The organism is Collinsella sp. CLA-AA-H167 (assembly GCF_040095305.1).
GTDB lineage: Bacteria > Actinomycetota > Coriobacteriia > Coriobacteriales > Coriobacteriaceae > Collinsella.
On sequence record NZ_JBBNGA010000013.1, the window covers coordinates 15,102 to 39,968 of the forward strand.

Consider the following 24,867-nt stretch of genomic DNA (forward strand, 5'->3'; position numbering starts at 1 on the left):
GTACCTCCTTTGCGTTGGGACACAATTGTACCATGCCGTATCGAATAATCGGCGCCGCCGAATTGTCTCGATCTGTAACAGCTGGGACCGAAAACCCGGCTCGATGTTACAGATTGAGATATTCTGCTTCGGGCTACCCGTTTGTCTCGATCTGTAACAGGTAGGGCCGAAATACTCGGTTACGTGTTACAGATCGAGATCTTAAAGTTCGGGCCGCTCGTTTGTTTTGATCTGTAACAGGTAGGACCGAAAACCCCTGCTAGATGTTACAGATCGAGACAAACGGCCTGCTCGGGCCGAGTCAAAACAAAAAGGCCGCATGCGAACCCGCGGAGGGATTCGCATGCGGCAGACAGAGGGTGCGCGGCGGAAACTAGGCCATGAGCAGGCCGGTCTCCGCGACGTTCTTGTACCAGTACGCGCTTGCCTTGGGATAGCGCTTCTGGGTCTCAAAGTCGATGTAGAACAGGCCGTAGCGCTTGTTATAGCCGTTGGTCCAGGAGAACTGGTCCTGCAGCGACCACACAAAGTAGCCGTCGACGTTCACACCGCCGTCGATCGCCTTGAGGATCCACGCGAGATGCTGGCGCATGTAATCGATGCGAGGGGCGTCGTCGATAAAGCCGTCCTCAAAGTCGTCCTTATAGCCCATGCCGTTCTCGGTGATGTAGATCTTCTTGTAGTTGGGGTAATCGTTCTTAATGCGCAGCAGCAGGTCGTAGAGACCCTCGGGATAGATAATCCAGTCCCAATCGGTGGTGGGTACGCCTTCGCGCACGCATGACTCACCTACGCCCTTGAGGAACCAGCGCGAGGAGCCCTTGTCGCCGGTGCCATTGTGGTTGATGTCGTTTTCGCCCTCGGCGGCACGCAGGAACTGGCACTTGTAGGTGTTGACGCCCAGGCAATCGTTGTAGGGGAGCGCGGCGGTCAGCGCGGCGATGTCCTCGTCGCGGACGTCGAGCTCGCCGCCGGCGATATGGGCCAGCTTGGTCGCAGCCTCCATGGTGTCGGCTGCATAGTGGCCGCGGAAGGTGGCGTCGAGTACCCAGCGGTTGTTGATGACGTCGGCCATGCGAGCTGCCTCGCAGTCGGCGGCGTTGTTGGGGTCGAGGGGATACTTGGGCTCCAGGTTCTGGACAATGCCGATCTCGCCCTCAAAGCCGCCCTCATGGAAGGCGACGACAGCCTTGGCGTGGGCCACCATCATGTTATGCATAAGCTGGAAGGCCTTGTCCAGGCGATACTTCTCGCCGTGCGGCCAGTTGCCGACGATAAAGCTGCCCTCGGCGGTCGCGGGAATCTCGTTAAAGGTAAACCAGTGCTTGATCTCGGTGAACTCGGCAAAGCAGAACTTGGCGTACTCGACAAAGGCGTCGATTGTCGTGCGCGTCAGGAATCCCTCGCCGCCGTTCTGGTAAAAGGCCTCGGGCGTATCGAAGTGATCGAGCGTGACATAGGGGATAACGCCAGCTTTGTTGCAGGTGGCGAAAAGCTCGTGATAGAAAGCGACGCCCTCGGGGTTGATCTCGCCAGTACCGTTGGGGAAGATGCGGCTCCAAGCGATGGAGACGCGGATACCGTTGATGCCGAAGCGCTGGCACAGGTCGATATCGACCGGGTACTTGTTGTAGAAATCGCTTGCGGGATCGGGGGAGAAGCGACCCTGGGCTGCCAGGAAATCGTCCCAGGGTACTTTGCCCTTGCCGTGCGTACGGGTCTCGCCCTCAACCTGGTAAGCAGCGGTGGCGCCGCCAAACACAAAGCCGTCGGGGAACTGCATGGGGTTGGTCATGAGTCATCCTTTCTGTGGGATACGAATAGGGAGAGGTGCCCGAACTGGGGATTCGGGCACCAACAGAGGGAGGTAACTAGTCGAGGTTCTCGCGGAGCCACTTGATGGCGCCAGCGGGGTCACGGGTAAGGTCGATATATTCCTTACCGCGCGGAGCGAGCAGCTTAATGCCCAGGCGATCGGTGTCGGCCTTCATGTCGTTGTAGTAGCTACGAACCTGCGGGGCGAGCACGATGACGTCGTACTGATCCATGATGGCAGTGTGCTGGCCATAGGCACCTGCGGAGGAAGCGATGTTCTCTCCGGTCTGTGCGGCACCTTCCTTGATGGCGTTGGCGAGCATGGCAGAGGTGCCGGCGCCGGCGCACAGGACGAGGACCTTCAGGCCATCGACATCCTTCTTGGCGGATGCATCGGCAGCGGGCTCGGGCTGATCGGCGACAGGCTTGCTGTCGGCGGCGGCAACAGTCGTCTCGACGGAAGCGGTAGCCTGCTCGACAGCGGGCGCAGAGGGCTTGGCGGCGATGGCAGCGGCACCATTGGACTCGAGACCCAGCTCGGCGGCGCGCTCGGCCTCCTGGTCGCAGAGCAGCTTATCGTATGCCTTTAAGAACGGCAGGTAGATGATGGCGTCCAGCAAGATGATGATCGCGACAAATACCAGGGCGATAAGCTGGAAGTTCGTGGTGATGAAGATGCCGATGGGGGCAGGGGTAGCCCAAGGCACCACGAAGGAGAAGCCGTTCATGCCCACGTTGTCGATAAAGAACTTGGCAACACTCACGTTGACGCAACCGGCGGCAACAAAGGGGATGAGCATGTAGGGATTAAGGATCATCGGCGCGCCAAAGAGCAGCGGTTCGTTGACGGCGAAGGCAACAGGAACAATCGAGGCTTTACCGACGGCTTTGAGCTGCTTGGACTTCATAAAGAGAATCAGCAGAAGCGGCACGATGAACGTGGCGCCGGTGCCGCCGAACTCACCCACGAGTGACATGTTAAAGGTGAGGGAGTGGGCGGGGTGGCCGCCTGCCAGCAGAACCTGCAGGTTCTCGGCCTGGTTGGCAAGGCGGATGGGGTCGATGCCCGGCTGGACGATCGAGGGACCGTGGACGCCGATGAACCAGAAGAACGCGGTGGCTGCCTGGATAAGGATAAGGCCAGGATAGGTTTCTGCAGCGGTAAAGAGCGGGGAGAGCAGTTTGATAAGCAGCTCGGAGAACGGAACGCCCATGAGGTTGCGCACGACGACATCGATGATGCCGCAGATGATGACGGCGCCGCCAAAGGGGATGATGTCGCGGAAGTTCTGAGCGATGGCCCCCGGGACCTCCTTGGGCAGCTTAATGGTCAGATCGCGCGAGACGCAGAACTTATAGACCCACACGGTAATGAACGCGGCGATATAGGCCGAGAACAGACCGCGCGTACCCATGCTGGTGCAGTCGAAGACCGAAAGCTCGGAGCCGTTGAACTTGGTGGTGAACTGCGTAACGGCGAGCAGCAGCATGCTGCACTGGGCGGCCACCATGGTGGAGCCGTCGTTGAGCACCTTGCCGGCGGGCATGCGACGGTTCATGGATGCCGTGAAGTTCTTGGCGGTGGTGCCGGCAACCATAATGCCCATGATGCCCATGGTGAAGTTGTACAGCTTATTGCACCAGTCGATGAGCGGCTGGGGCAGCGTGATGCCGACTACGCCAGGAAGGGTGGCGATCAACAGAAAGATCGAAGAGGTGAGGACGATGGGCATGCACCCAAGGAATCCGTCCTTAATGGCCTGGAGGTAGATGTTCCTCGAGATCTTCTCAAAGAACGGCTGATGCTTTTCGAGCATCTTTACGATGGCGTCCATAGAGCTCCTTTGCTGCTCGATGCGCGATGCATGTGGATGGAACTGGTCGTCGATGGATGGTCAGGACTGCCCGGAAACCCTCCTGCTTAAGGAAGGCATTGCGAAATGACAACGTTGTCATTTCGTTAATGACAACGTAAGACATTTTGGAAAGAGCAACAAGGATTTACAGGTGAACGGTCGATATTGTCCGATAAACGGCTGATTTGTCAGTCGGGCAGGTAGTGTATGCTAGAACGCAAAAAAACAAGCGATTCAAAACCGACTGGAGAAGTAGTGGCAACGATGGACAAGAAAAATGTCTCAATGAATGATGTGGCAGTTGCCGCGGGTGTTTCTCTCAAGACGGTGTCGCGCGTGATCAATGAACCCGATAGCGTACGAGAGTCGACGCGCGATAGGGTCCATGCGGCCATGGAGGAGCTTGGGTTCCGGGCGAACTTTGCCGCGCGTTCACTCAAGTTGGGCCGTTACGGGTGCATCGGCGTGGTGATGTTCCACTTGTCGGGCGGCGCCGTGGACATGATCGACGGTATCGCCGATGCCGCCGAAGAACGCGGCTTTGCGCTCACGATGATTAAGAAGCGCGCAGGGGAGAAGATGACCCTTGCCGAAGCGGCGCGTAGGATGTCGCAGCTTCCCGTCGACGGCATGATCTTCAACCTGCGTCAGATGGTCGATGACTTTGATACCTTTGAGGCGCCGAAAGACCTCAAGACGGTGATTATTACGCCGATGGAGCATCCTACCTGCTCCACCGTCAGTGACGACCAAGAGGGCGGCGCGCGCATGGCGTGCGAGTACTTCTTAAATCGCGGGCACAAGAACGTGTACTTCGTCTCTGGTAAAAAAGAGTCGCTGTCGAGTCAGTGCCGTATGAAAGGTTGGCGTTCGGCACTCGAGGCGCGTGGCATCGAGCCGCCCGAGCCTCTGCAAGGCGATTGGAATGCGGATAGTGGCTATGCCGCGGGCCTTGTGCTTGCCGATAAGCCCGATTGCACGGCGGTCCTCGCTGCTAACGACTGCATGGCAAACGGCGTGATGATGGCTCTACGTGACAAAGGGCTCAGTGTGCCTGACGACGTGTCCGTGATCGGCTTTGATGACGAGCTTTATAAGACGATGCCTAACTCGATTTTGACGTCGGTAAAGTTCCGTCACCGCGAACTGGGCATCCGCGCACTCAACGAGGTTGTTGCGGGCTTGGAAGCCCCGAGCTCCAGAAGCCGTACGCTCGTCTCGGGTGTGTTGGTCGAGCGTTCCAGCGTAAAGGACCTGCGGGCGTAGACGTGCTCGGCCTGTTCGTCTAAATCTGTAATAGGTAGGGCCGAAAATCTCAGCTAGATGTTACAGATTTAGACAATTCGGTCCAGCTTATTCCGTTTGTCTCGATCTGTAACAACTAGACGGTCAAAAGTGGTCTACATGTTACAAATCGAGATTGTTCGGCCCGGGCCGCCCGTTCGTCTAAATCTGTAACAGCTTGGACCGAAAAACTCGGCTAGATGTTACAGATTGAGATGAACAGGAGGACGGGTGCGGTCTAAACAAAATGGCCCGCGCATCACACATCGATGCACGGGCCATTTATTGTCTGCGAGCGGCAGGTGGTGTCAGCGTCTTATGCCTCGAGGTTTTCCTCGATCCAGGCGACGGCACCCTTGGGATCCTTAGTGAGGTCGATGTACTGTTTGCCCTTGGGCGACAGCAGCGTGATGCCCAGGCGGTCGGTGTCGGCCTTCATCTCGTTGTAATAGGTGCGAACCTGCGGAGCCAGGACGATGACGTTGTACTGGTCCATGATGGCGTAGTGGCTGCCGTAGGCACCGGCGTTGGCGGTAATGTCGATGCCCAGCTCGTCGGCGCCTTCCTTAAGCGCGTTGGCGAGCAGTGCAGAGGTGCCAGCGCCAGCGCACAGAACCAGAACCCTCAGATCCTTGCCCTTAAGGGCGGACGGAGCTGCGGAGGCCTCGGTGGCAGAAGCGGTCTCGACAATAGGAGCCTCAACGGCGGGGGCGGCAGCGGTCTTGACGGCCTTGGTCTCCTCGGCCTCTTCTTCGGCCAGGGTCTCGGCCTCCTGCTTGCACAGGACGTTGTCGTAGGCCTTGCAGAACGGGTAGTAGATCAAGAAGTCAACGACCAGCAGGACGACAACCAGGACCAGAGAGATCGGCTGGAAGTTGGTGTCGATGAAGGTGCCGATCGGTCCGGGGAGTGCCCACGGCATGGCATAGATAAAACCGTTCATGCCCAAAAAGTCGATGAAGAACTTACCAATGAGGACGTTGGCCACGGGGGCAAACAGGAACGGGATCAGGAAGTACGGGTTGAGGATGATGGGCGCGGCGAACAGCAGCGGCTCGTTGACGGCGAACATCACGGGTACGACAGAGGCTTTGCCGACGGCCTTGAGCTGCTTGGAGCGCATAAAGAGCAGGAAGATGATCGGGACAATGAACGTGGCGCCGGTGCCGCCGAGTTCGCCGATGTAGTTACCGAAGTTCTCGGTCAGGGCGAGGGCGGGGTGACCGCCGGCCTGCAGCGTGGCGAGGTTGGTGGTGATGTTGCCAAACAGCGCGGCGTTGAGGGCAGGCTTAACGACCGAGGGGCCGTGGATGCCCATGAACCAGAACAGCGGGATCATGAACCAGATGAGGGCGAGGCCGGCGTAGGAATCGGCAGCGGCGAACAGCGGGCTCACCAGCGTGGAGATGACGTTGGCAAACGGGACGGCCAAGCAGGTGCGGCAGATAACGTCGATGACGGCGACAAACAGGATGGAGAAGCTGAAGGCGAAGATGTCGCGGAAGTTCTGGGCGATGGCGCCGGGGACTTCTTTGGGCAGCTTGATGGTGATGTCTCGCTTAATGCAGAAGGCATAGATGTTGACCGTGGCAAATGCGGCGACAAAGGAGCTCAGTAGGCCCTTGGTGCCCATGTTGTCGGTAAAGAACACCGAGACATCGGCGCCGTCGATCTTGGCACTCGTCTGGGTAACGGCCAAGATGAGCATAGCGCACATGGCGGCGACCATGGTGCTCGTGGCGTTGATGGCCTTGCCGGCAGGCATGCGGCGGTTCTTGGAGCCGGTCAGCGCGCTTGCGGTGGTGCCGGCGACCATGATGCCCACGACGCCCATCGTGAAGTTGTAAACCTTGTTGCAGAAGTTCACGACGTCGACGTTCCACCAGTCGGGCAGCGTAAAGCCGCCGACCGTGGCGACAACGCCCGGCAGGGTCGAAATAAGCAGGAAGACAGAAGAAGACAGGATGATGGGCATTGCTGCCAAAAAGCCGTCTTTAATGGCCTGAAGGTAGATGTTCTTAGAGACCTTGTCGAAGTACGGCTGACCTTTCTCCAAGAACTTAACGATCGATTCCATAGTTCACGCTCCTCTTTGCATGAAATCTTAATGGCATGGACGTTGAAAACCTATATGGTCTCCCGCTTGCTAAAAGCCCGGGTGCAGGCGGGGTCGGTCCCAGGGGGAGAGAGGGGAGCGGCTGGGTTTGTATCGCATAGGGCCGCTCCCCTCTCGGGGGAAAGCGAGGCGATGCGCTACTGCGCGTCCGCCATAGTGTCGGCGAGCTCCTTGTACCAGAGTGCCGACTGCTTGATGTAGCGTTTTTGCGTGTCGAAGTCGATGTAGAACAGGCCGTAGCGCTTGTTATAGCCGTTGGCCCACGAGAACTGGTCCTGCAGGCTCCAGATAAAGTAGCCCTGGACGTCGACGCCCTCGGCGCGCGCCCGGAGCACCTTCTCCATGTGCTGGTCGACAAAGTCGATGCGCTCGGGATCGGCGACGATGCCGTTTGCGTCGGGCTCGGGGTCCTTGTGGCCCAGGCCGTTTTCGGTGATATAGATGACGGGGAGGTTGGGATAGGTGGCGCTGATGTGCTTGAGCGTGTCGTAGAGGCCTTGCGGGTAGATGAGCCAATCCCAGTCGGTGGTGGGGATACCCGGCATATCGACCTGCTGCCCGACGCCCTTAAACTTAAAGCACGAGGTGCCCTTGTCTCCGGTGCCGTTAAAGCTGTTGGTGGACTCGCCATCGTAGGCGGCGATAAACGCCGACTGATAGTAGTTGAGGCCGAACATATCGTTGCGGGGCGCCGCCTTGGCGAGCTCCTCCATGTCGCTGTCCTCAACCGTAAGCGTGGCGTTGTTGGCACGCAGAATCTCGTTGATGAGTGAGAGGGTGCGCGCGGAGTAGTGACCCAGGAAGGCGCCGTCCATGATGAAGTCGGTGTAGAAGGCGTTGTACAGGTCGGCGGCGTGCTGGTCGGCGGGTGAGTCTGTGGCAGGATATGCCGGCGTCAGGACGTTGACCATGCCAATGCGTCCGCCCAGGTGCTCGGTCTCGTCAAGATCCTTATACAGGTTGACGGCGCGGGCGTGGGCAACGAGCTCGTTGTGCTGGCTCTGGATGCCGCTCGTCACATCAAAGTGATGGTTGGGCGGGAAGTTGCCTTGGATGTATTGGGAGTGCGAGAGGCTGATGAGCTCGTTGATGGTGAACCAATTTTTGACCTCGCGGAACTCGCGGAAGCAGAACTCGGCATAGCGCACATAGGCGTCGACGGTCTTGCGGTTGAGCCAGTCGCCCTGGTTGAACAGGGCGGCGGGGGAGTCAAAGTGATGCAGGGACACATAGGGCTCGACGCCATACTTTTTGCAGCAGGCGAACAGCTCGTGGTAGTGCTTAACGCCCTCGGCGAGGGGTTCGGCATCGTCGCCGTTGGGGAAGATGCGGGTCCAGGCGATGGACACACGAATGGCGTTGAGTCCATGCTCGGCAGAAAGGCGGATATCCTCCTCGTAGCGGTTGTAGAAATCACTGGCCGGGTCGGGCAAAAAGCGACCCTGGGCGACAAGGTAATCGTCCCACATGGTCTTACCCTTGCCTGCCACCTTCGTGGAACCTTCCGTTTGGTACGCGGCGGTTGCGGCGCCCCAAACAAAGCCCTTCGGCAGCTGCTGTACGCGGTTTAGCAAAGACATATGCATACACCCTCTCGTCTCGCTGTTCGATATTGTGCGTTTGCGCTCAGGAGGCTCCCTGATTAGCGTTCAGCGGTGAAAAAGCCCGATAAACACTATCTTAAAATGATTAGAACCAAAATGAGCACGTGAACATTTGACAATGAGCACGTTACTATCCGGCTGGGATGTATAGAAACAAAACAACTTCAAACAGCCGCGAACGGTTGTATTTGTTCGGTAAGCGGTTTTGATTGACAGAAGTTTTCATGTTGTGGTATATGGCTCGGGTATCATGAGCACGTTATCAATGTATGTACGATGCGCCATGGGCGCGGGGAATAGTTGGGAAGCAGGTTAGCGTGGAAGGCATGGATCAGCAGACAAGGAATGGTCGTTCGGCGAGCGCGGCAGAGGTTGCGGCGCTCGCTGGCGTGAGCCGCCAGACTGTGTCTCGCGTGGTCAACGGTATGCCCAACGTGACGGAAAAGACGCGCAAGCGTGTGCTGGCCGCCATGGAAGAGCTGGGCTTTCGTCCCAATTTTGCTGGAGCGGCGTTGCGCGGCGGGTCGTATCGTTCTATTGGCCTGTGCATGTACAACATCACACGTGTCGGTAACCTGGCGACGCTCGAGGGTATCATGCAAGCGGCGCGCGAGCACGATTTTGCCGTCACTATGATCGAGATGGGCGGCGACAAGCCCTATGCACTTGCCGATGCCTCGCGCCGCATGGTCGAGCGACCCGTCGACGGCATGATTCTCAACATGAACCGCATGGCTCCCGATTTTGAGGAGTTTGTTCCCCAGCCGGGAGTGCGAACGGTCATCCTGTCCATGTATGCGCATCCGCGCTGCACGACGATCGACTCCGACCAGTATGGTTCGTGCGAGCTGTTGACCAATTATCTGCTGGAACATGGTCACTCGAATATGCGGTTTGTGGCGGGTCCGGAAAACTCGATTTCCTCGCGTTTTCGTGAGGCCGGTTGGCGCGATACGCTGGGTCGTGCTCATGTCGATGCCGCTCCGATGCTGCGTGGCGATTGGAGTGCGGACAGTGGGTACGCCATGGGCGAGCGGATTGCGGCCGAGGTGCTTGCCGGCGGGTCGCAGGCGCCGACTGCCGTGCTTGCGGCAAATGACCAGATGGCGCTGGGCGTTATCGCCGCGCTCGAGAACGCGGGCCTGTCCGTGCCCGACGACGTGAGCGTGGTTGGTATCGACGACGCACTCGAGGGACTTGTTCCTCACAATCGGCTGACGACGCTGCGATTTGATTTGCGCGGTGTCGGTAAGCTTGCGTTTGAGGCGGCGATTGGAGAGAGCTCGTCTATCGAGGCGATTCATGTGCCGAGCACGCTGGTCGAACGCTCGACTGTTAGGGACATACGGGGTTAGGTCCTACTCCGTTTGTCTCGATTTGTAACAGGTAGACGGTCAAAAGCGGGCTACGTGTTACAGATTTAGATTCTTCGGAAAGAGCAATCCTGTTCGTCTCAATCTGTAACAGCTAGGACCCAAAAACTCGGCTAGATGTTACAGATTGAGACAAACGGACCCCGAACCGCCCAAAAAGACCGGGGGCGGCGCGCCGTGTGACGTGCCACCCCCGGCTGAGAAATGGGGGACAGGTTATGTGGGCGGTGCAACTCCGCCAACCGCTCGTCGCAAGCCGCTAGTCCAGACGACGGGTCTGCGCCACGTGCTTATACCAGTATGCGCTTGCCTTGGGCGTGCGCTTCTGGGTTTCAAAGTCAACGTAGAAGAAGCCATAGCGCTTGTTGTAGCCATTGGTCCAGGAAAACTGATCCTGCAGGCTCCACAGGAAGTAGCCGCCCACGTTGACGCCCACCTCCATGGCCTTGAGCAACCAGCGCAGGTGCTGCTCGATGTAGTCGATGCGCGGCTGATCGTCCACAAAACCGTCCTTGTAGGGGTCCTTGTAGCCCATGCCGTTCTCGGTGATGAAGATCTGCTTGTAGTTGGGGTAGCGCTGCTTAATGTAGACGAGCAGATCGAACAGGCCCTCGGGATAGATGATCCAGTCCCAGTCGGTGGTGGGGACGCCGGGCTTGTTCACATGCTCGCCAATGCCCTTAACGCGCCAGCGGCCAGTGCCCTTCTCACCCGTACCGTTGTGGTGCAGGTCGTTCTCGCCATCGTAGGCCTTCAAGAAGCGGCACTGGTAGTTGTTAACGCCCAGGTAGTCGTTGTAGAGCGCGGCCTCGCGCATGATTTCCAGATCCTCGTCTAGGATCTCGATGGTGCCGCCCGAGACGGCAGCCAAGCGGTTGGCGCACTCGAGGGTGTCGGGCGCGTAGTCGCCGCGGAAGGTGGCGTCGAGCAAGAACTGGTTCTGCAGCACGTGCTCGTTGTTGGCGGCTTTGATGTCGGCGGGGTCGTTCTCGTTGAGCGGATACTTAAACTCCAGCGACTGGATGACGCCGATCTTGCCCTTAAAACCGCCGTTGTGGAAGGCCAGTACTGCCTTGGCGTGGGCGAGCATCATGTTGTGCTCGCACTGGAAGGCCTCGGCCAGATGCGCCTTGACGCCGCCGGGGAAGGTGCCCTCGATGTAGGTGTTGGAGGCATCGGCCCAAATCTCGTTAAAGGTGAACCAGTAGGTTACCTGGTCGGCGTACTCCTTAAAGCAGAAGGTGGCAAAGTTCACAAAGGCGTCGATGGTCTCGCGGTTGAGGAAGTCGCCCTTCTCAAAGAGGGCAAGCGGCGTGTCGAAGTGATGCAGCGTGACAAACGGCTCAACGTGGTGCTTATGGCACTCGGCGAAGAGATCGTGATAGAACTGGACGCCCTCGGGGTTGATTTCGCCGGTACCGTTGGGGAAGATGCGGCTCCAGGCGATGGAGAGGCGAATGCCGTTGATGCCAAACTCCTCGCACAGCTCCAGATCGACGGGGTACTGGTTGTAGAAGTCCGAAGCGGGATCGGGGGAGAAACGGCCCTGGGCCTCCAGGAAGTCGTCCCAGGCAACCTTGCCCTTACCGTGAGTGCGGGTCTCACCCTCTACCTGGTAGGCAGCGGTGGCGCCGCCAAAGACAAAGTCCTCGGGAAACTGCGCAGGCGGGTTGGTGACGCTAGCAGGGTTAACGGACATGATGATCCAATCGTCTAAATCGAAGGGCCAGCCGGCTGTGGATGGTCGGCTGGCCCTAAGCGTTACTTACTTCGAAAGCTGTTCACTCACGAAGGCGAGAGACTTATCGCCGTTCTGGGAGAGCTCGATGTACTGCTTGCCACGGCAGGCGACGCACTTGTTGCCCACGCGCTCGCAGTCCTTCTGCAGGTCGGCCAGGTAACTGGCGGCCTGTGGGGCCAGGACGACCAGGTCAAAGTCGGGGAGCATGTCAACGTGGTTGCCATAGGCCTCGGCAGCGGTCTCAAGATTGATGCCGCGCTCTTTGGCGGCCTTGGCCAGCGCGTTGGCGAGCAGGCCCGAGGTGCCGCCACCCTGGCAGAGCACGAGCACGCGCTTGCCGTTGAGGTCACTGGCGGTCGTTGTCTCAGTGGCGACAGCGGCGGGAGCGTCGGCCTTCACGGACTCGGCAGCAGCGCCGGCGGCAACGCTCTTGGCGTCAGCCTTGCCCTGGAAGGCATCGTTGAGCTTAGCGGCCTTCTCGGCGTTCTTGGCGGCGAGCTCCTCCTGGGAGATCTCGGCCTCCTCGGCGCACTTCTGGGCGTCATAGGCGCGGAAGAACGGATAGTACAGAGCGAAGTCGACGACCAAGATAAGGGCGAGCATCACAAAGGCGAGCGGCTGGAAGCCCAGGCCCATGATGGTGCCGATGGGGCCGGGGACGGTCCAAGGCAGGGTGTACATAAAGCCGTTCATGCCCAAGAAGTCGATAAAGATCTTGAGGATCCAGATGTTGGCGATCGGGGCAAAGACAAACGGGACAAAGAAGACGGGGTTGAGCACGATGGGTGCGGCGAACAGCAGCGGCTCGTTGACGGCAAAGCAGACCGGGACGATGGCGGCCTTACCGACGGCGCGCATCTCCTGGGACTTGGCCAGGAAGCAGAACATAAAGACCAGGACGAGCGTGGCACCGGTGCCGCCCATGCAGACGACGAAGTACTGGGCACCCTGGGTCAGGACAGCGGAAGCGTGCTGGCCAGCCTGGAACGCAGCTAGGTTGTCGGTCATGTTGGCAACGAGAGCGGCGGCGATGGCGGGCTCGACGATCGAGGGGCCGTGGACGCCCACGAACCAGAACAGGCTCATGGCGCCGTAGATCACAGCGAGGCCGATGTAGCCATCGGCAGCGGTGAACAGGGGCTGGAACACCTGGATGACGCCTTGGGCAAAGCAGAAGCCAAAAGCAGCGCGGAAGACGATGTCAAAGACCCAAAAGACGGTGATGCAGACGGAGAAGGGGATGATGTCCTTGAAGGTCTGCGAGATGTTGGGCGGAACCTGCTCGGGCATCTTGACGGTGATGTTGCGCTTAATGAAGAACTTGTAGATGATGCCGGTCACAAACGCAGCGATGAAGGCGGTCAGCAGGCCCTTGGAACCAAGGTAGGTGGTGTTGAAGCCGCTGGCGGCGTCCGTGGCGATGGTGTCGCTCGAAAGGAGCAAGAAGCCGATGATGGCCGCGCACATGCATGAGATGAAGTTGATCTGGTTGTTCTTGGGCAGATCGCGGTTCTGAGCGTCGGCGAAGTGCTTGGCCGTGGTGGCGGCGCAGGCGATGGCCAGGATGCCCATGGAGTAGTTGTAGCACTTCCACAGGGCGTTGTTGATGTCATCGGGCCAGTAGAAACCCCAGATGTTGGGAACCGAGGCTACCAGGCAGAAGATGGACGAGAAGATGATGATGGGGATGACGGAGATAAAGCCGTCGCGGATCGCCTTGAGGTACTTGTTGCGGGCGATCGCGTTGAAAAAGGGCTGGCCCTTTTCGATGATGGCGATGAGTTGCTCCATGCAATGCTCCTAAGAGTCGGTGGGTTAGCAACGATGGTAGCTTTTGGCGTTCGGTTGCCAAAATGTTGACGTTGCCATTTTGTGATACAAAAAAAGACGCGAACCGGTGGTTCCTGTGCCTGCGAACCGTCGATTCCTTACGCGTAAACGTTTGAGCCGCCCGGTGGCTCTGTGTTTGCACAATGGCAACGTTAACATTTGGGTACCAAAAGCCGTTCGGGGAAGCAAAAATGTCGGTGAACGGTAGGTTTTGGGTGGTGAGCGTATGGTGGGGGAGGCGTTGGATATACTTGAAGGCGTTAAAAATGACTGCGCAAGGTGCCACCAATGGCATCGTCGACATAGAAAGATCGACCTATGGCCGCTGTTAAAAAATCGGTATCCGTCAAAGACGTAGCGCGCCTCGCGGGCGTCTCGGAGCAGACGGTCTCGCGCACCGTGCACGATTCGCCCAGCGTGCGCCCCGAGACCAAGGAACGCGTGCGTGCCGCCATGCGCGAGCTGGGGTATCGCCCCAATTTTGCCGGTCGATCGCTGCGCCGCGGTAAGTTTAAGACCGTCGGCGTCGCCATGTTCAACATTACCGGCACCGGCAATCTCGACCGTATGGAGGGCTTTGCCGCCGCGGCCGACAAACATGGCTATGCCATCACCCTCACTAAAGTAGACGGGCATCCGTATACCCTCGAGAGCGCATCGTCGCGCATGAGCGCACTGCCGGTGGATGGCATGGTTGTGATTATGAACCGCATGCCGGCGGACTTTGGAACCTTCGAGCCGCTGCCCGGCATGCAGACGGTGCTCGTTACGATGTTGGAGCACCCGCTCTGTTCAACGGTCGATAACGACCAGTTCGATTGTTCGCGCCAGGTGGTCGAGTACTTGCTGGGGCGGGGGCACAAAACCGTGCACTTTATCTCGTGTCCCGAGCGCTCGCTTTCGGGCATGCGGCGCGAGGAAGGCTGGCGCGAGACATTGCGTGCGCATGGCATTGAGCCCCCGCAGCTCGTGCGCGGCGATTGGACGGCACAGAGCGGGTATGCTGCCGGTCAGGCTCTGGCGGACGATCCGACCTGTACGGCCATTTATGCCTCCAACGATGCCATGGCATATGGCTGCATCCGTGGGCTCGAGTCGCGCGGGAAGCGCGTGCCCCAGGACGTGAGCGTGGTGGGTGTTGATGACAGTCTGGGCGACATCGTGCCCGATTGTCGCCTGACTACGGTGCGCTTTGACAACAAGCGCGTCGGCATGTGGGCGGTCGACAAGATTGCCGGCGCCGAGGGCGTTGAACCCGGTGTGGAGCACATGCTGTTTCCGGGCGTGCTCGTCGAGGGCGATACGGTGCGCGATGTACGCTAGGGCGCGGATCTGTTTGGGTTGCCGCTAATTGTGTTCGATATTGTTCAAATTGGTTTAAAAACCGTTCACGGGCGAAAAGTGACCGTTCATAGCTCGAAATTACGTTTTGCGCTGTTCTTTTTTGTTTGAATGTTATTGTTTCTGTCATACACAACGCAGCGCGTATGCCCGGACGCGATGCTCTCCATTGGTTCATATGTGAAAGGAACGCAACATGGCAACCAAAGAAGAAATCTCGATGGTTGGATTCGAGATTGTCGCATACGCAGGTGACGCCCAGACCGATCTGCTTGCAGCGCTCGATGCTGCTCGCGAGGGTGACTTTGAGAAGGCCGAGCAGCTGCACAAGGATGCCAGCGATGCGCTCATCGGTGCCCACGACACGCAGACCAAGCTGCTTTCGCAGGAGGCCGGCGGTGGCGAGATGGAGATGACCTTCATCATGGCTCACGCTCAGGATACCCTCATGACCACTATGATCCTGGAGAAGCAGGCCCGCTTTACCATCGATACCTACAAGCGCATTGCCGAGCTCGAGGCCAAGCTCGCCTAACGAGCCCTCACAACCAAGTCCCCTTCCAAAAGCTCTGCCGCTAACCGCGGCAGGGCTTTTTCTGTCCTCCTCCAAGTTGCGGTGAAATAGGGACTGAATAGGGGCTGACGGGCGCAAAACAATCCCTATTCTAGTCATTGGGGACGTTCTTAAACGACTAGTCATTGGGGACAGTCTTGGTGCGCTCCGTTCGTCCTCCCGTTCGATTTTTGCTCGGTGGGTATACTTCCTTTCGCATTAAACGCCGGACTGAGGAGGTATCCAAATGCCGGATAACGGGTCAATACAAAAAAGAGACGCGCACGAGATGGCTCATGGGCGTCCTGTCCAGATAACCGAGCACACGACGGTAACAGAGTTGCAGCCCAGCCTGTCCGATGTCGTGTGCGCAAACAAAAAGCTGCAGATCGGTATCATCGTTGCGCTCGTGGTGCTGGCGTTGCTGTCGGGCTTTGTAGCTCGTCCGTATTTCGCCGATACCAAAACTTGGGACTCCACCATCGAGGTTATCGACCAAAAGAAAGGCAACGTTTTGGCGCTCACGGCTTCATGCGTTGCTCTATCTGCGGGCATTACCGCGCTGCCTGGTGATACGGGAACGCCGGTTGCCGAGCAGCTCGCACAGCTTTCAGGCAACCTTGGTATCGTGCTTGCCGTGCTCTATCTCGAGAAATATCTGCTGACTATTTTGTGGTCGGTTGGCCTGGGCATCTTAATCCCGTCTGCGTTGGTGCTCTTTGCGGTGTCGCTCGGCATTCACGGGCGCTGGAGCACGAGCGCTGTTCTGCGCCGTGTGGCGACACGCGTGCTGGTGGTTGCCGTGATCGGCATGGCGCTCGTGCCCGCGAGCGTATGGGTGTCGCAGAAGGTCGATGAAACGTATCGCGTAAGTATTGAGCAAGCTGAGCAAAAGGCTGCGGACGCAGCCGACACCACGGACAAGTCAGCCGAGACCAGCTCAAAATCGAACAAGAAAAAATCCGAGGCCACGGAGTCCAAAAACGTGCTCGAGCAGTTGACCGATGGGGCATCGAGCCTTATTACGTCGGTAACCAGTGGTGCCAAGCAGATGACCGACGAGATCGTGCAGCAGGTGACCGACCTCATCGAAGGCGTCATTGTGATGATCGTGACCTCGTGTGTGATTCCTCTACTGGTGCTCGTGGCGTTCCTATGGCTAGGACACGTGCTGCTGGGGATCGATATCTCCGGTCCCGCGAACTATCTGACGGGTCGTTTCTTGAGCGCTCCGTCCAGACATGCCAAGAAGAGCGGGCAGTCTGAGTAGGCGGCAAAGCGATCTTTGGAAGATCAACCGTAAGAAGGGCGGCCGAGACACGTTCTCGGCCGCCCTTTTGTTTGTTGAACACATGGTCGCTACGTCTGCGCCGGGCTCAAACGGTCGGCAATCAACCGTGAACGGTATTTGTTCAAAAAAGAACAAAGTTAAACAAATAATGGTTGCACCCGATGTTCGAATGTGTTCAAATAAACATGAACAGTGAAGAACCGCACGTTCAGATGCCCGGACCTGAACGCGATTCAACACTTCCAAACAGAAACTACGCACCTGCGTATCTCTCAAGGAGGATGTCATGAGGGTTGTAATCGCTTCCGATGCCGACGGTATGTCGATGAAGGAGTCCATCAAGGAGATGCTCATCGCCGACGGTCACGAGGTCGTCGACTATTCCGAGACCCCTGCCGCGGACTTTGTCGATTCCGCGACCGCCGTTGCCAAGGACCTGCTGGAGCACAAGGATTCCCAGGGCTTCGCATTCGATAAGTACGGCGTCGGCTCCTATATGGCCGCCGTCAAGATCAAGGGCATGGTCGTCGCCAACATTTCCGACGAGCGTTCCGCTTACATGACCCGCGAGCACAACGGTTCGCGCATGGTCACCATGGGCCCGGGCGTTGTGGGCACCGAGGTCGCCAAGAAGATCGCCCGCGAGTTCCTGCGCGCCCAGTACGCCGGCGGCCGTCACCAGATCCGTGTCGACATGCTCAACAAGATGGCCTAACGAGAGCCACCGAGAACTCGAACTTCTACCTCAACTTGTGAATTCAGACGAAAGGACGTTCTGATGAAGAAGACCATCGCAATCGGTTGCGACCATATCGTTACGGACGAGAAGATCTATCTGGCCGACCGCCTGGAGCAGGCTGGCTACAAGGTGCTCGACTGCGGCACCTACAGCCACACCCGTACGCACTATCCCATCTACGGTAAGGCCGTGGGCGAGGCTGTTGCCAGCGGCAAGGCCGACTTTGGCGTGGCCCTGTGCGGCACCGGCATCGGCATTACCAACGCCGTCAACAAGGTCCCCGGCGCTCGCTGCGCCCTGGTTCGCGACATGACCTCTGCCCTGTATGCCCGTCGCGAGCTCAACGCCAACATCGTGGGCTTTGGCGGCAAGATCACCGGCGAGTTCCTGATGGCCGATATCATGCTTGCCTTCCTGGAGGAGCCCTACGAGAAGACCCCCGAGCACGATGCCCTGATCGCCAAGATCGACGCCTGCAATAAGGCCGACGCCGAGGCTCAGGCCGACCCGCACTTCTTTGACGAGTTCCTCGAGAAGTGGGACCGCGGCGAGTATCACGACTAGTGGGGTTACGCGGTTTTACCAAACCGCGTAACGGGTCGACGCTGCGCGGCGCCCAGGCACCCCATCTCGCCGCTCAAACCGTCGCTCGCGTACATGAAGTACGCGTCGCTCCTCTTTCGCGGCGACCTGGGGCACCTGAGCGCCGCTCGCTGACGTTGAGGGTGCCTGTGGGGTTGCCCCTGTTGTTGCGAAGCCGTCGGTTCGGTAAGCTGCTCCGATAACACTTTTGCTTGCTGAGCTTGAGTGCTTCGCTCCTGACGGCCCCCGGCATTCTGCAGCTTTTCAATTGACGGCTCGCGTTTCTGTGAGGGGGCGCGGGCCGGTTTTCTATCAGCCCCACTGACTCGGCGGGCTGGCGTACGAAAGGGAAGGCTCCTATGGAGTTTGTTCTTGATAACGGTTCTGTTCGTGTGGCACTGAGCACGGCTGGCGGATCGTTCACTTCGATTAAGGCCAACGGTCGCGAGTACCTGTGGCAGGGCGACCCGGCGGTCTGGTCGGGCCAGGCACCTATTTGCTTCCCGATCTGCGGCGGCCTTCGTGACGGTCGCGCGATGACTATGGGCGGCCGCGAGGTCAAGCTTGCCCGCCACGGCTTTGCCCGCAAGCAGGAGTGGAAGCTCGAGGAGCAGGGCGACAACATGGTTGCGCTGAGCCTAAGCTCTGCCGACCACGCCGAGCTGCTCGAGCAGTATCCGTATCCGTTTAAGATTGTTGCTCGTTACACGATCGATTCGGAAAAGGTGGCCGTGTCGTACGAGGTGACCAATGAGGGTACCGAGGACATGCCGTTTTTTGTGGGTGGCCACCCCGGCTTTAAGTGCCCGCTCGACGAGGGCGAGTCCTATGACGACTATGAGCTTCGTTTTGATCAGCGTGAGGTCGCCGAGCTCTGTACTGCCGTTCCCTCGACGGGCTTGATTGATGTCGAGCATCGCAGCAAAAACCCGATGGTCGGCCACGACCTGCCGCTGACCCACGAACTCTTCGACTTCGCGGAGACCATCTTTGACGTGCTCGACAGCCGCGTGGTTACGCTGACCAAGAAAACCGAGGACAAGGGCGTGCGCCTGACGTTCCCCGATATGCCGTACCTGATTGTGTGGAGCAAGCCCGAGGGCGACTTTGTGGCCGTGGAACCGTGGGGCGGCCTGTCCACCTGCTCCGACGAGGACGATATTCTGGAGCACAAGCGTGGCTGCCTGGTTGCCAAGCCGGGGGAGACCGTCACCCGCGGTTTTGAGATCGAGATCCTTTAACGAGCTATCGTATGTTTGGGGCCGCGCGTGTCGTGCCCCGGAAACAGGAGTTCAACATGATTCTGACCGTTACCATGAACCCGTCGATCGATACGCGCTATCAACTCGACAAGCTGATCATCGACGACGTGAACCGCGTGACGCCCGAAAAGACCGCTGGCGGCAAGGGTCTCAACGTGAGCCGCGTGCTGCTGCAGTTGGGCGACGATGTGCTCGCGACCGGCCTGCTCGGCGGCCACATGGGTGCTTATATGGCCGAGCTTATGGATGCCGACGGCGTCAAGAACGACTTTGTGCCCATCGCCGGTGAGACGCGCATTTGCCTGAATATCCTGCACGAGGGCAATCAGACCGAGCTGCTGGAGAGCGGCCCGCAGATCGCCCCGGCCGAGCTCGAGGCCTTTACGGCCAAGTTCGCCGAGCTTGCAGCGAAGGCGGACGTTGTGACGCTTTCAGGCTCGCTGCCGCGTGGCGTCGATGCCGGTTACTATGCCGAGCTCGTGAAGATCGCCGAGGAGGCGGGCGCCAAGGTGCTGCTCGACACTTCGGGCGCATCGCTGGAGGCCGCGCTGGAGTCCGACGCTAAGCCTGAGCTCGTAAAGCCCAACCTGACCGAGATTAACGGCCTGCTGGGTACGTCCTTTACGACCGATGATGTCGATGCCCTGCGCGAGGCGCTTGCCGCCGATGGCCGCTTTGCCGGTATCCCCTGGGTTGTCGTTTCGATGGGCGCTGCCGGTTCGGTGGGCTTCCATGAGGGTCGCGCGTTCCGCGCCAAGACGCCCGCGATTGCGGCTGTGAACGCGACGGGTTCCGGCGACTCGACCATCGCCGGCTTTGCGCATGCCATTGCTGCTGGTGCCGACGACGTCACGGTGCTCAAGACCGCCAATACCTGCGGCAAGCTCAATGCCATGGATCCCAAGACCGGCCACCTGGTCATGGACCGCTGGGACGAGATCTACAACAACGTTGAGGTCGTAGAGTTGTAGCGGTTGCGACTCCTAATAGAATGAGCGTGGATAATCTCCCGCTTTTGGTGCCCATACGAGCTCAAAGTGGGAGATTTTCCACGCTCGAGTCATTAATCGTTGGGGACGTTCTTGTTTGACTAGTCGTTTAAGAACGTCCCCAACGACTACATTCAAAAACGGCGCCCGTCGGCGATGTTGCCGGCGGGCGCCGTTGTCGTGTGGGCGGTTGTGTCGTGGCCGCTGATGAGGCTCGAACTCGTATGCTACAGCGAGTCGATAAAGCGCTGCTGGGCGGCGCGGCCGGCTTCGTCCCACTTAAAGACGCCGGCGTTGTCGAGTACGTGGCCAAACACCACGCCGACCTCCTCGTGCAGGATATCGATGGCGTTGTCGGCCGTAAGCTCGTCGGCGCGGCGGGCAAAAACGTCCTCGGCCCATGCAGCGTGGCTGCGGCAAAGATCATCGCCCTCGAGCGCACCGGCGAGATCGTAGCTGGCATCGGCCTTGGCCGCCAGCAGGTGCTCGCGGACAGCGCCGAGCTCGGGAACCAAGCGCGGCGGCAGAATGGCCAGGCCCATGACCTCGATCAGGCCGATGTTCTCCTTCTTAATGTGATGGTACTCGGCATGCGGGTGGAAAACGCCCAGCGGATGCTCGTCGGTCGTGATGTTGCAGCGAAGCGCCAGGTAGGCCTCGTAAATCTCGCCGCCGGCGTTGCCGCGGGAGTCGACGCGGCGGATGACGGGCGTCACGGTGTTGTGCGCTACGCCGTCGGCCGTGTGCGCGATAACGCCCACAGACTCGTCGGTCCACTCGCGCCAGGCGAGGATAATCTTCTCGGCAGCGTCGAGCAGCTGAGCGCGGTCATGCGAGCGCAGGCGCAGCACCGAGAGCGGCCACTGCAGCACAGTGCCGGTGACCTGGTCAAAACCGGGCACGCTAAACTGCGAGACCTCGGCGGCATGCATCATGGGGAACTCCTGCGCGCCGCCCTGGAAGTGGTCGTGCGACAAGATCGAGCCGCCCACGATAGGCAGGTCGGCGTTGGAGCCGATGAAGTAATGCGGGAACAGGTCCACAAAGTCGAGCAGGCAGGTCAGGCCCTTGCGGTCGACGTGCATCGGACGATGCTCGGAGCTCATGGCAATGCAATGCTCGTTAAAATACGCGTACGGGCTGTACTGGAAACCCCAGCGCTCGCCGTTGAGCTGGATGGGGATAATGCGCAGGTTCTGGCGAGCGGGGTGAGCGCCGCCGTCGGCTGCGGCGGAGCGTCCGGGATAACCCTCGTTTTCGATGCAGAGCTGGCAGGCGGGATACTTCTCGCCCGTGTTCTTTGCGGCACCAGCCGCGGCGATATCGCGTGGGTCCTTCTCAGGCTTGGAGAGGTTGATGGTGATCTCAAGATCGCCCCAGTTGGTGGGGGTGCTCCATTTGATGTTGCGCGCGATGGCGGCACGGCGCACGTAGCCGGCGTCGCAGCACAGGCCGTAGAACCAGTCGGTCGCGGCACGGGGCTCGTTGACGCCCATACGTCCGTTGAACTCCTCGTTTACAACCGAAGGCCTCGGCATGAGTACGCCCATGATGTGCATGGCGATGCGGTCGCGGCCCGACGCCGTGTCCTCGGCGGCACCGTTGGTAACGGCGGCCTCGGAAAGCGCGGCAAGCGTGCCCTCCAGGTCAAAGTCGGGGAGCATATCGGGGTGCAAGAGCGAAATCTTCTCGGTCTTGAGCGCCCAAGCCATGTCGAGCGCGGGGCCCGTGGCGCCGATGCACTCCAAAATAGTGTTGTATGCCCAGATGCGATCGTCCTGTCCGATCATCGATCGGTGGATGGCATATTCGATGAGGCTCTGTGCAGCCTCGCGCACGTCGGTCATTACAGCCATGCCGCATAAGCCCCCTTGTCAGAGATGGCGTAGTGACGGGCAGAGCCCTCGCCCAGCCAGCTGTTCATCTTGGCAATGAAGGTGTCGACCAGATCGAGCGGCACGAAGGCCTGGATGGTGCCGCCGAAGCCGCCGCCGTGAATACGAACGGCGCCACGGCCGTCGAGCACATGCTCGGCCAGTGCCAAGGCATACATGGAAGGCTGCTCGGAACCCAGCTTGGCAACAACATTCTGCAGGTACATGGCGGAGCTGGCGCCGGATTCGCGCGTCAGGACCAGGAACTGGTCAATGTCGCCGGCGTTCAGAGCTGCCCAGCGCTTGTCGACCAGGCCGTTCTCGTACCAGTAGTGAACGGCGCGCAGGCAGGCGCGGTCGCCCAGCTTGGCGCGCAGCTCAGGGAGCTTGGCGTCAAAGTCGGCGACGTCGACCTCGCACAGGCGCGCCTTGCCAAACTCGGCGGCGACGTCCTGCATCTCGCGCGGAACGGCGGCGTAGTCGTCAGTGGCGGCTACGTGGTCGGCACCGACCTTAACGAGCACGAGCGCATAGCCGTGATCCTCAAAGTTGAGCTCGAGCTTCTGGGTCTTAGGCTGAGCCTGGTCCTCAAAGTTCATGTAGGCAAGGCCGCCCAGGCACACGGCGGCTTGGTCCATCAGACCGCAGGGCTTGCCGTAGTAGTTGTTCTCGGTGCGCTGGCTCATCTGCGCAAGCGCGACGGGCTCAATGGCGGGCGCGCCCCAGAGGGTTTCCATGGCACGACCGTATGCGGCCTCGACGGCAGCGGAGCTGGAAAGGCCGCCGCCCGAGGGAACGGAGCAGGTGAAGGCGAAGTCGAAGCCTTGGGGCTCAACACCAAGCGCTGTGACCTCGTGGGCCATACCACGCACGAGGCTTGCGGACGTGCCTTTCTCGGACTCTTGAATATCCAGCGTGTCGAGCGTGATCTCAAACGTAGGATAGCCCTCGTCGGCGACGCGAATCTTGTTGGAGTCGGTTGCCACGGCGATGCCGTCAACGGCGACATCGAGCGAGCCGGCGATAACGTGGCCACCCTCGTGGTCGGTGTGGTTGCCGCTGATCTCGGAACGGCCGGGCGCGTGCACGTAGAGCACCTGGCGGTCGCCGATGGGGCCAAACTCCTCCTCAAACAGCTTGGTGAGCGTGGCGAATGTCTTTTCGTCGGGGGTGGTCATGGGGGTCCTTTCCTTGGCGCGCACGGGTGAGTTTTGCGTCGTTATGAGTACGTTAACAACTTGAAGCGGCATGAACCAAGTGTTCACGATACCGCACGTTACAGGCTATGTTAACGTACTCATAACACATCGCTTGTCACTTTTTGAGAATCTGGTAATCGGTAGAAATACAGCCGTGAACGGTACTGCCGTATGGACTTATAAAGCAGAAGAGGTGCAGATAGAAAAAGTAGAGTACGTTAACATGCGTCCGACGATAGCGGGCCTCGGCGCGGGGTGTATTTCTGCCCGGGCCGGCATGCACGCTATTCAGATCTCGCAAGGGTGAAGGTGATCCAGTGGCAAGGCGCCCGTCCAACGATACAGGTACGCGTCCGGTCTCCATGGCTGACGTCGCCCGTGCTGCTGGCGTTTCGCAGCAGACGGTTTCGCGCGTCGCCAACGGCTTGCCCAACGTTAACGAGCAGACGCGCCAGCGCGTGCAGGCAGCCATGCAGGAGCTCGGTTTCCGTCCGAGTTATGCCGGTCGCTCGCTGCGCGACGGCCGTTACCATTCAGTCGGCCTGTGCGTCAACGATGTCACCAAGTTTGGCAACCTCTCAATGATCGATGGCATCGCCAGCGCTGCTCGCGAGCATAATTGCGCCATCACGCTGGTCGAGATGTCCAAGACCGAGGAGTTTTCGCTTGCCGAGGCCACGCGTCGTATGGCCGCGCTGCCCGTGGACGGCATCATTATCGGCATGAGTCGCATGGCGCCCGATTTTGAGACGTTTGATCCGCTGCCGGGCATTGGCACGGTCATCGTTACCATGTACGCGCATCCGCGCGTGACTACAGTTGACTCTGATCATTACGGCTGCTCGCTCTTGCTTATGGATCACCTGTTTGAGCTGGGACACGAGCAGATTCGCTATATTGGTGGTCCGTCGTTCTCGGTCGACGAGCAATTTCGTCGCGCCGGTTGGCAGGATGCGCTTGAGCGTAAGCACATTAAGCCGCAGGCGCCGCTCGAGGGTGACTGGTCTGCCAACAGCGGTTACGAGGCCGGCAGATTTCTGGCCGAGCACGACCGAGCCATGACGGCGATCTATGCGGCAAACGACCAGATGGCAAATGGCGCGATTGCCGCGCTGCGTGATAGCGGTCTGCGCGTGCCCGAGGACGTGAGCGTGGTGGGCGTCGACGATTCGCTCGATGATTTTGTGGCACACAACGAGCTCACGACCGTGCGATTCGATCTGCATCAGCGCGGACGCGAGGTGTTTGAGCATGCGGTTCCCGAGGTGGGTACGGCGGGCAAAACCGTTGCCATTCGTATTCCCGGCCAACTCATCATTCGACATAGCACGGCGATACCGCGCGCATAGTTTGTGCAGGTAAACGGCGATTTATCGCATTTCAATAACAATCGGTAAGGATGTCGGCGGGTAGCTGCT

General features: G+C 59.3%; 18 protein-coding genes. 10 read left to right on the forward strand and 8 right to left on the reverse strand.

Annotated elements, in window-relative coordinates:
• Positions 1-373: 373 nt before the first annotated feature.
• Entirely contained in the window at positions 374-1,795 is a 1,422-nt protein-coding gene (gene lacG / locus AAAT03_RS08335) for a 6-phospho-beta-galactosidase (protein WP_349103082.1), read from the reverse strand.
• Positions 1,796-1,871: 76 nt separating this feature from the next.
• Positions 1,872-3,650, reverse strand: coding sequence for a PTS lactose transporter subunit IIBC (locus AAAT03_RS08340; RefSeq protein ID WP_349103083.1), 1,779 nt, complete (start codon positions 3,648-3,650; stop codon positions 1,872-1,874).
• A gap of 306 nt (positions 3,651-3,956) precedes the next feature.
• On the opposite strand from AAAT03_RS08340, the gene AAAT03_RS08345 reads away from it, so the two are divergent.
• Positions 3,957-4,937, forward strand: a complete 981-nt coding sequence (locus AAAT03_RS08345) for a LacI family DNA-binding transcriptional regulator (RefSeq protein ID WP_349103084.1) — start codon at positions 3,957-3,959, stop codon at positions 4,935-4,937.
• 334 nt (positions 4,938-5,271) lie between these two features.
• Here the strand turns inward: AAAT03_RS08345 and AAAT03_RS08350 are convergent, their stop codons facing one another.
• A complete protein-coding gene (locus AAAT03_RS08350; RefSeq protein ID WP_349103085.1) occupies positions 5,272-7,032 on the reverse strand; it encodes a PTS lactose transporter subunit IIBC in 1,761 nt (586 codons plus the stop codon).
• A 176-nt stretch (positions 7,033-7,208) separates the two neighbouring features.
• Positions 7,209-8,657, reverse strand: coding sequence for a 6-phospho-beta-galactosidase (gene lacG / locus AAAT03_RS08355; protein WP_082437840.1), 1,449 nt, complete (start codon positions 8,655-8,657; stop codon positions 7,209-7,211).
• A 344-nt stretch (positions 8,658-9,001) separates the two neighbouring features.
• Here lacG (AAAT03_RS08355) and AAAT03_RS08360 point away from each other — a divergent pair, with 344 nt between their 5' ends.
• Positions 9,002-10,030 (forward strand): substrate-binding domain-containing protein, encoded by a 1,029-nt coding sequence (locus AAAT03_RS08360; protein ID WP_040358938.1) that lies wholly within the window; start codon positions 9,002-9,004, stop codon positions 10,028-10,030.
• 277 nt (positions 10,031-10,307) lie between these two features.
• Here AAAT03_RS08360 and lacG (AAAT03_RS08365) read toward each other — a convergent pair whose 3' ends face one another.
• Together lacG (AAAT03_RS08365) and AAAT03_RS08370 are read right to left on the reverse strand one after the other, a co-directional pair.
• Positions 10,308-11,747, reverse strand: a complete 1,440-nt coding sequence (gene lacG / locus AAAT03_RS08365) for a 6-phospho-beta-galactosidase (protein WP_260699527.1) — start codon at positions 11,745-11,747, stop codon at positions 10,308-10,310.
• A gap of 66 nt (positions 11,748-11,813) precedes the next feature.
• On the reverse strand, positions 11,814-13,580 hold the full coding sequence (locus AAAT03_RS08370; protein ID WP_260699528.1) for a PTS transporter subunit EIIC: 1,767 nt from the start codon (positions 13,578-13,580) through the stop codon (positions 11,814-11,816).
• A 357-nt stretch (positions 13,581-13,937) separates the two neighbouring features.
• On the opposite strand from AAAT03_RS08370, the gene AAAT03_RS08375 reads away from it, so the two are divergent.
• From AAAT03_RS08375 to AAAT03_RS08405, 7 genes are all read left to right on the forward strand, one after another.
• Entirely contained in the window at positions 13,938-14,942 is a 1,005-nt protein-coding gene (locus AAAT03_RS08375; protein WP_260699529.1) for a LacI family DNA-binding transcriptional regulator, read from the forward strand.
• A 214-nt stretch (positions 14,943-15,156) separates the two neighbouring features.
• Positions 15,157-15,495, forward strand: coding sequence for a PTS lactose/cellobiose transporter subunit IIA (locus AAAT03_RS08380; protein ID WP_349103086.1), 339 nt, complete (start codon positions 15,157-15,159; stop codon positions 15,493-15,495).
• Between the two features lie 307 nt (positions 15,496-15,802).
• Positions 15,803-16,783 (forward strand): hypothetical protein, encoded by a 981-nt coding sequence (locus AAAT03_RS08385; RefSeq protein ID WP_349103088.1) that lies wholly within the window; start codon positions 15,803-15,805, stop codon positions 16,781-16,783.
• 307 nt (positions 16,784-17,090) lie between these two features.
• A complete protein-coding gene (lacA, locus tag AAAT03_RS08390) occupies positions 17,091-17,519 on the forward strand; it encodes a galactose-6-phosphate isomerase subunit LacA (protein ID WP_006234830.1) in 429 nt (142 codons plus the stop codon).
• A 63-nt stretch (positions 17,520-17,582) separates the two neighbouring features.
• Complete coding sequence (gene lacB / locus AAAT03_RS08395; RefSeq protein WP_006234831.1) at positions 17,583-18,107, forward strand: galactose-6-phosphate isomerase subunit LacB; 525 nt, start codon at positions 17,583-17,585, stop codon at positions 18,105-18,107.
• A 377-nt stretch (positions 18,108-18,484) separates the two neighbouring features.
• Positions 18,485-19,366: an aldose 1-epimerase family protein gene (locus AAAT03_RS08400; protein ID WP_349103089.1), complete on the forward strand. Its 882-nt coding sequence runs from the start codon at positions 18,485-18,487 to the stop codon at positions 19,364-19,366.
• A gap of 56 nt (positions 19,367-19,422) precedes the next feature.
• The gene (locus AAAT03_RS08405) at positions 19,423-20,358 is read left to right on the forward strand and encodes a hexose kinase (RefSeq protein ID WP_089572382.1); all 936 of its coding nucleotides are present in this window, start codon (positions 19,423-19,425) and stop codon (positions 20,356-20,358) included.
• 245 nt (positions 20,359-20,603) lie between these two features.
• On the opposite strand, the gene AAAT03_RS08410 is transcribed toward AAAT03_RS08405, so the two are convergent.
• Complete coding sequence (locus AAAT03_RS08410) at positions 20,604-22,232, reverse strand: UDP-glucose--hexose-1-phosphate uridylyltransferase (RefSeq protein WP_349103090.1); 1,629 nt, start codon at positions 22,230-22,232, stop codon at positions 20,604-20,606.
• On the reverse strand, positions 22,223-23,428 hold the full coding sequence (locus AAAT03_RS08415; RefSeq protein ID WP_349103091.1) for a galactokinase family protein: 1,206 nt from the start codon (positions 23,426-23,428) through the stop codon (positions 22,223-22,225). The genes AAAT03_RS08410 and AAAT03_RS08415 overlap by 10 nt, the downstream gene beginning before the upstream one ends.
• A 383-nt stretch (positions 23,429-23,811) precedes the next feature.
• Between AAAT03_RS08415 and AAAT03_RS08420 the strand changes: the two genes are divergently transcribed.
• Positions 23,812-24,798, forward strand: a complete 987-nt coding sequence (locus AAAT03_RS08420; RefSeq protein WP_349103105.1) for a LacI family DNA-binding transcriptional regulator — start codon at positions 23,812-23,814, stop codon at positions 24,796-24,798.
• Positions 24,799-24,867: the final 69 nt, after the last annotated feature.

Excerpts from the sequence above, each read along its gene's own strand:
- lacG (WP_349103082.1), bottom strand. The coding sequence starts at position 1,795 with ATGACCAACCCCATGCAGTTCCCCGACGGCTTTGTGTTTGGCGGCGCC.
- AAAT03_RS08405 (WP_089572382.1), top strand. The coding sequence starts at position 19,423 with ATGATTCTGACCGTTACCATGAACCCGTCGATCGATACGCGCTATCAA.
- AAAT03_RS08415 (WP_349103091.1), bottom strand. The coding sequence starts at position 23,428 with ATGACCACCCCCGACGAAAAGACATTCGCCACGCTCACCAAGCTGTTT.
- AAAT03_RS08380 (WP_349103086.1), top strand. The coding sequence starts at position 15,157 with ATGGCAACCAAAGAAGAAATCTCGATGGTTGGATTCGAGATTGTCGCA.
- AAAT03_RS08360 (WP_040358938.1), top strand. The coding sequence starts at position 9,002 with ATGGATCAGCAGACAAGGAATGGTCGTTCGGCGAGCGCGGCAGAGGTT.
- AAAT03_RS08350 (WP_349103085.1), bottom strand. The coding sequence starts at position 7,032 with ATGGAATCGATCGTTAAGTTCTTGGAGAAAGGTCAGCCGTACTTCGAC.
- AAAT03_RS08385 (WP_349103088.1), top strand. The coding sequence starts at position 15,803 with ATGGCTCATGGGCGTCCTGTCCAGATAACCGAGCACACGACGGTAACA.
- AAAT03_RS08345 (WP_349103084.1), top strand. The coding sequence starts at position 3,957 with ATGAATGATGTGGCAGTTGCCGCGGGTGTTTCTCTCAAGACGGTGTCG.
- AAAT03_RS08410 (WP_349103090.1), bottom strand. The coding sequence starts at position 22,232 with ATGGCTGTAATGACCGACGTGCGCGAGGCTGCACAGAGCCTCATCGAA.
- lacG (WP_260699527.1), bottom strand. The coding sequence starts at position 11,747 with ATGTCCGTTAACCCTGCTAGCGTCACCAACCCGCCTGCGCAGTTTCCC.
- AAAT03_RS08370 (WP_260699528.1), bottom strand. The coding sequence starts at position 13,580 with ATGGAGCAACTCATCGCCATCATCGAAAAGGGCCAGCCCTTTTTCAAC.
- lacA (WP_006234830.1), top strand. The coding sequence starts at position 17,091 with ATGAGGGTTGTAATCGCTTCCGATGCCGACGGTATGTCGATGAAGGAG.
- AAAT03_RS08375 (WP_260699529.1), top strand. The coding sequence starts at position 13,938 with ATGGCCGCTGTTAAAAAATCGGTATCCGTCAAAGACGTAGCGCGCCTC.
- AAAT03_RS08400 (WP_349103089.1), top strand. The coding sequence starts at position 18,485 with ATGGAGTTTGTTCTTGATAACGGTTCTGTTCGTGTGGCACTGAGCACG.
- AAAT03_RS08420 (WP_349103105.1), top strand. The coding sequence starts at position 23,812 with ATGGCTGACGTCGCCCGTGCTGCTGGCGTTTCGCAGCAGACGGTTTCG.
- lacG (WP_082437840.1), bottom strand. The coding sequence starts at position 8,657 with ATGCATATGTCTTTGCTAAACCGCGTACAGCAGCTGCCGAAGGGCTTT.
- lacB (WP_006234831.1), top strand. The coding sequence starts at position 17,583 with ATGAAGAAGACCATCGCAATCGGTTGCGACCATATCGTTACGGACGAG.
- AAAT03_RS08340 (WP_349103083.1), bottom strand. The coding sequence starts at position 3,650 with ATGGACGCCATCGTAAAGATGCTCGAAAAGCATCAGCCGTTCTTTGAG.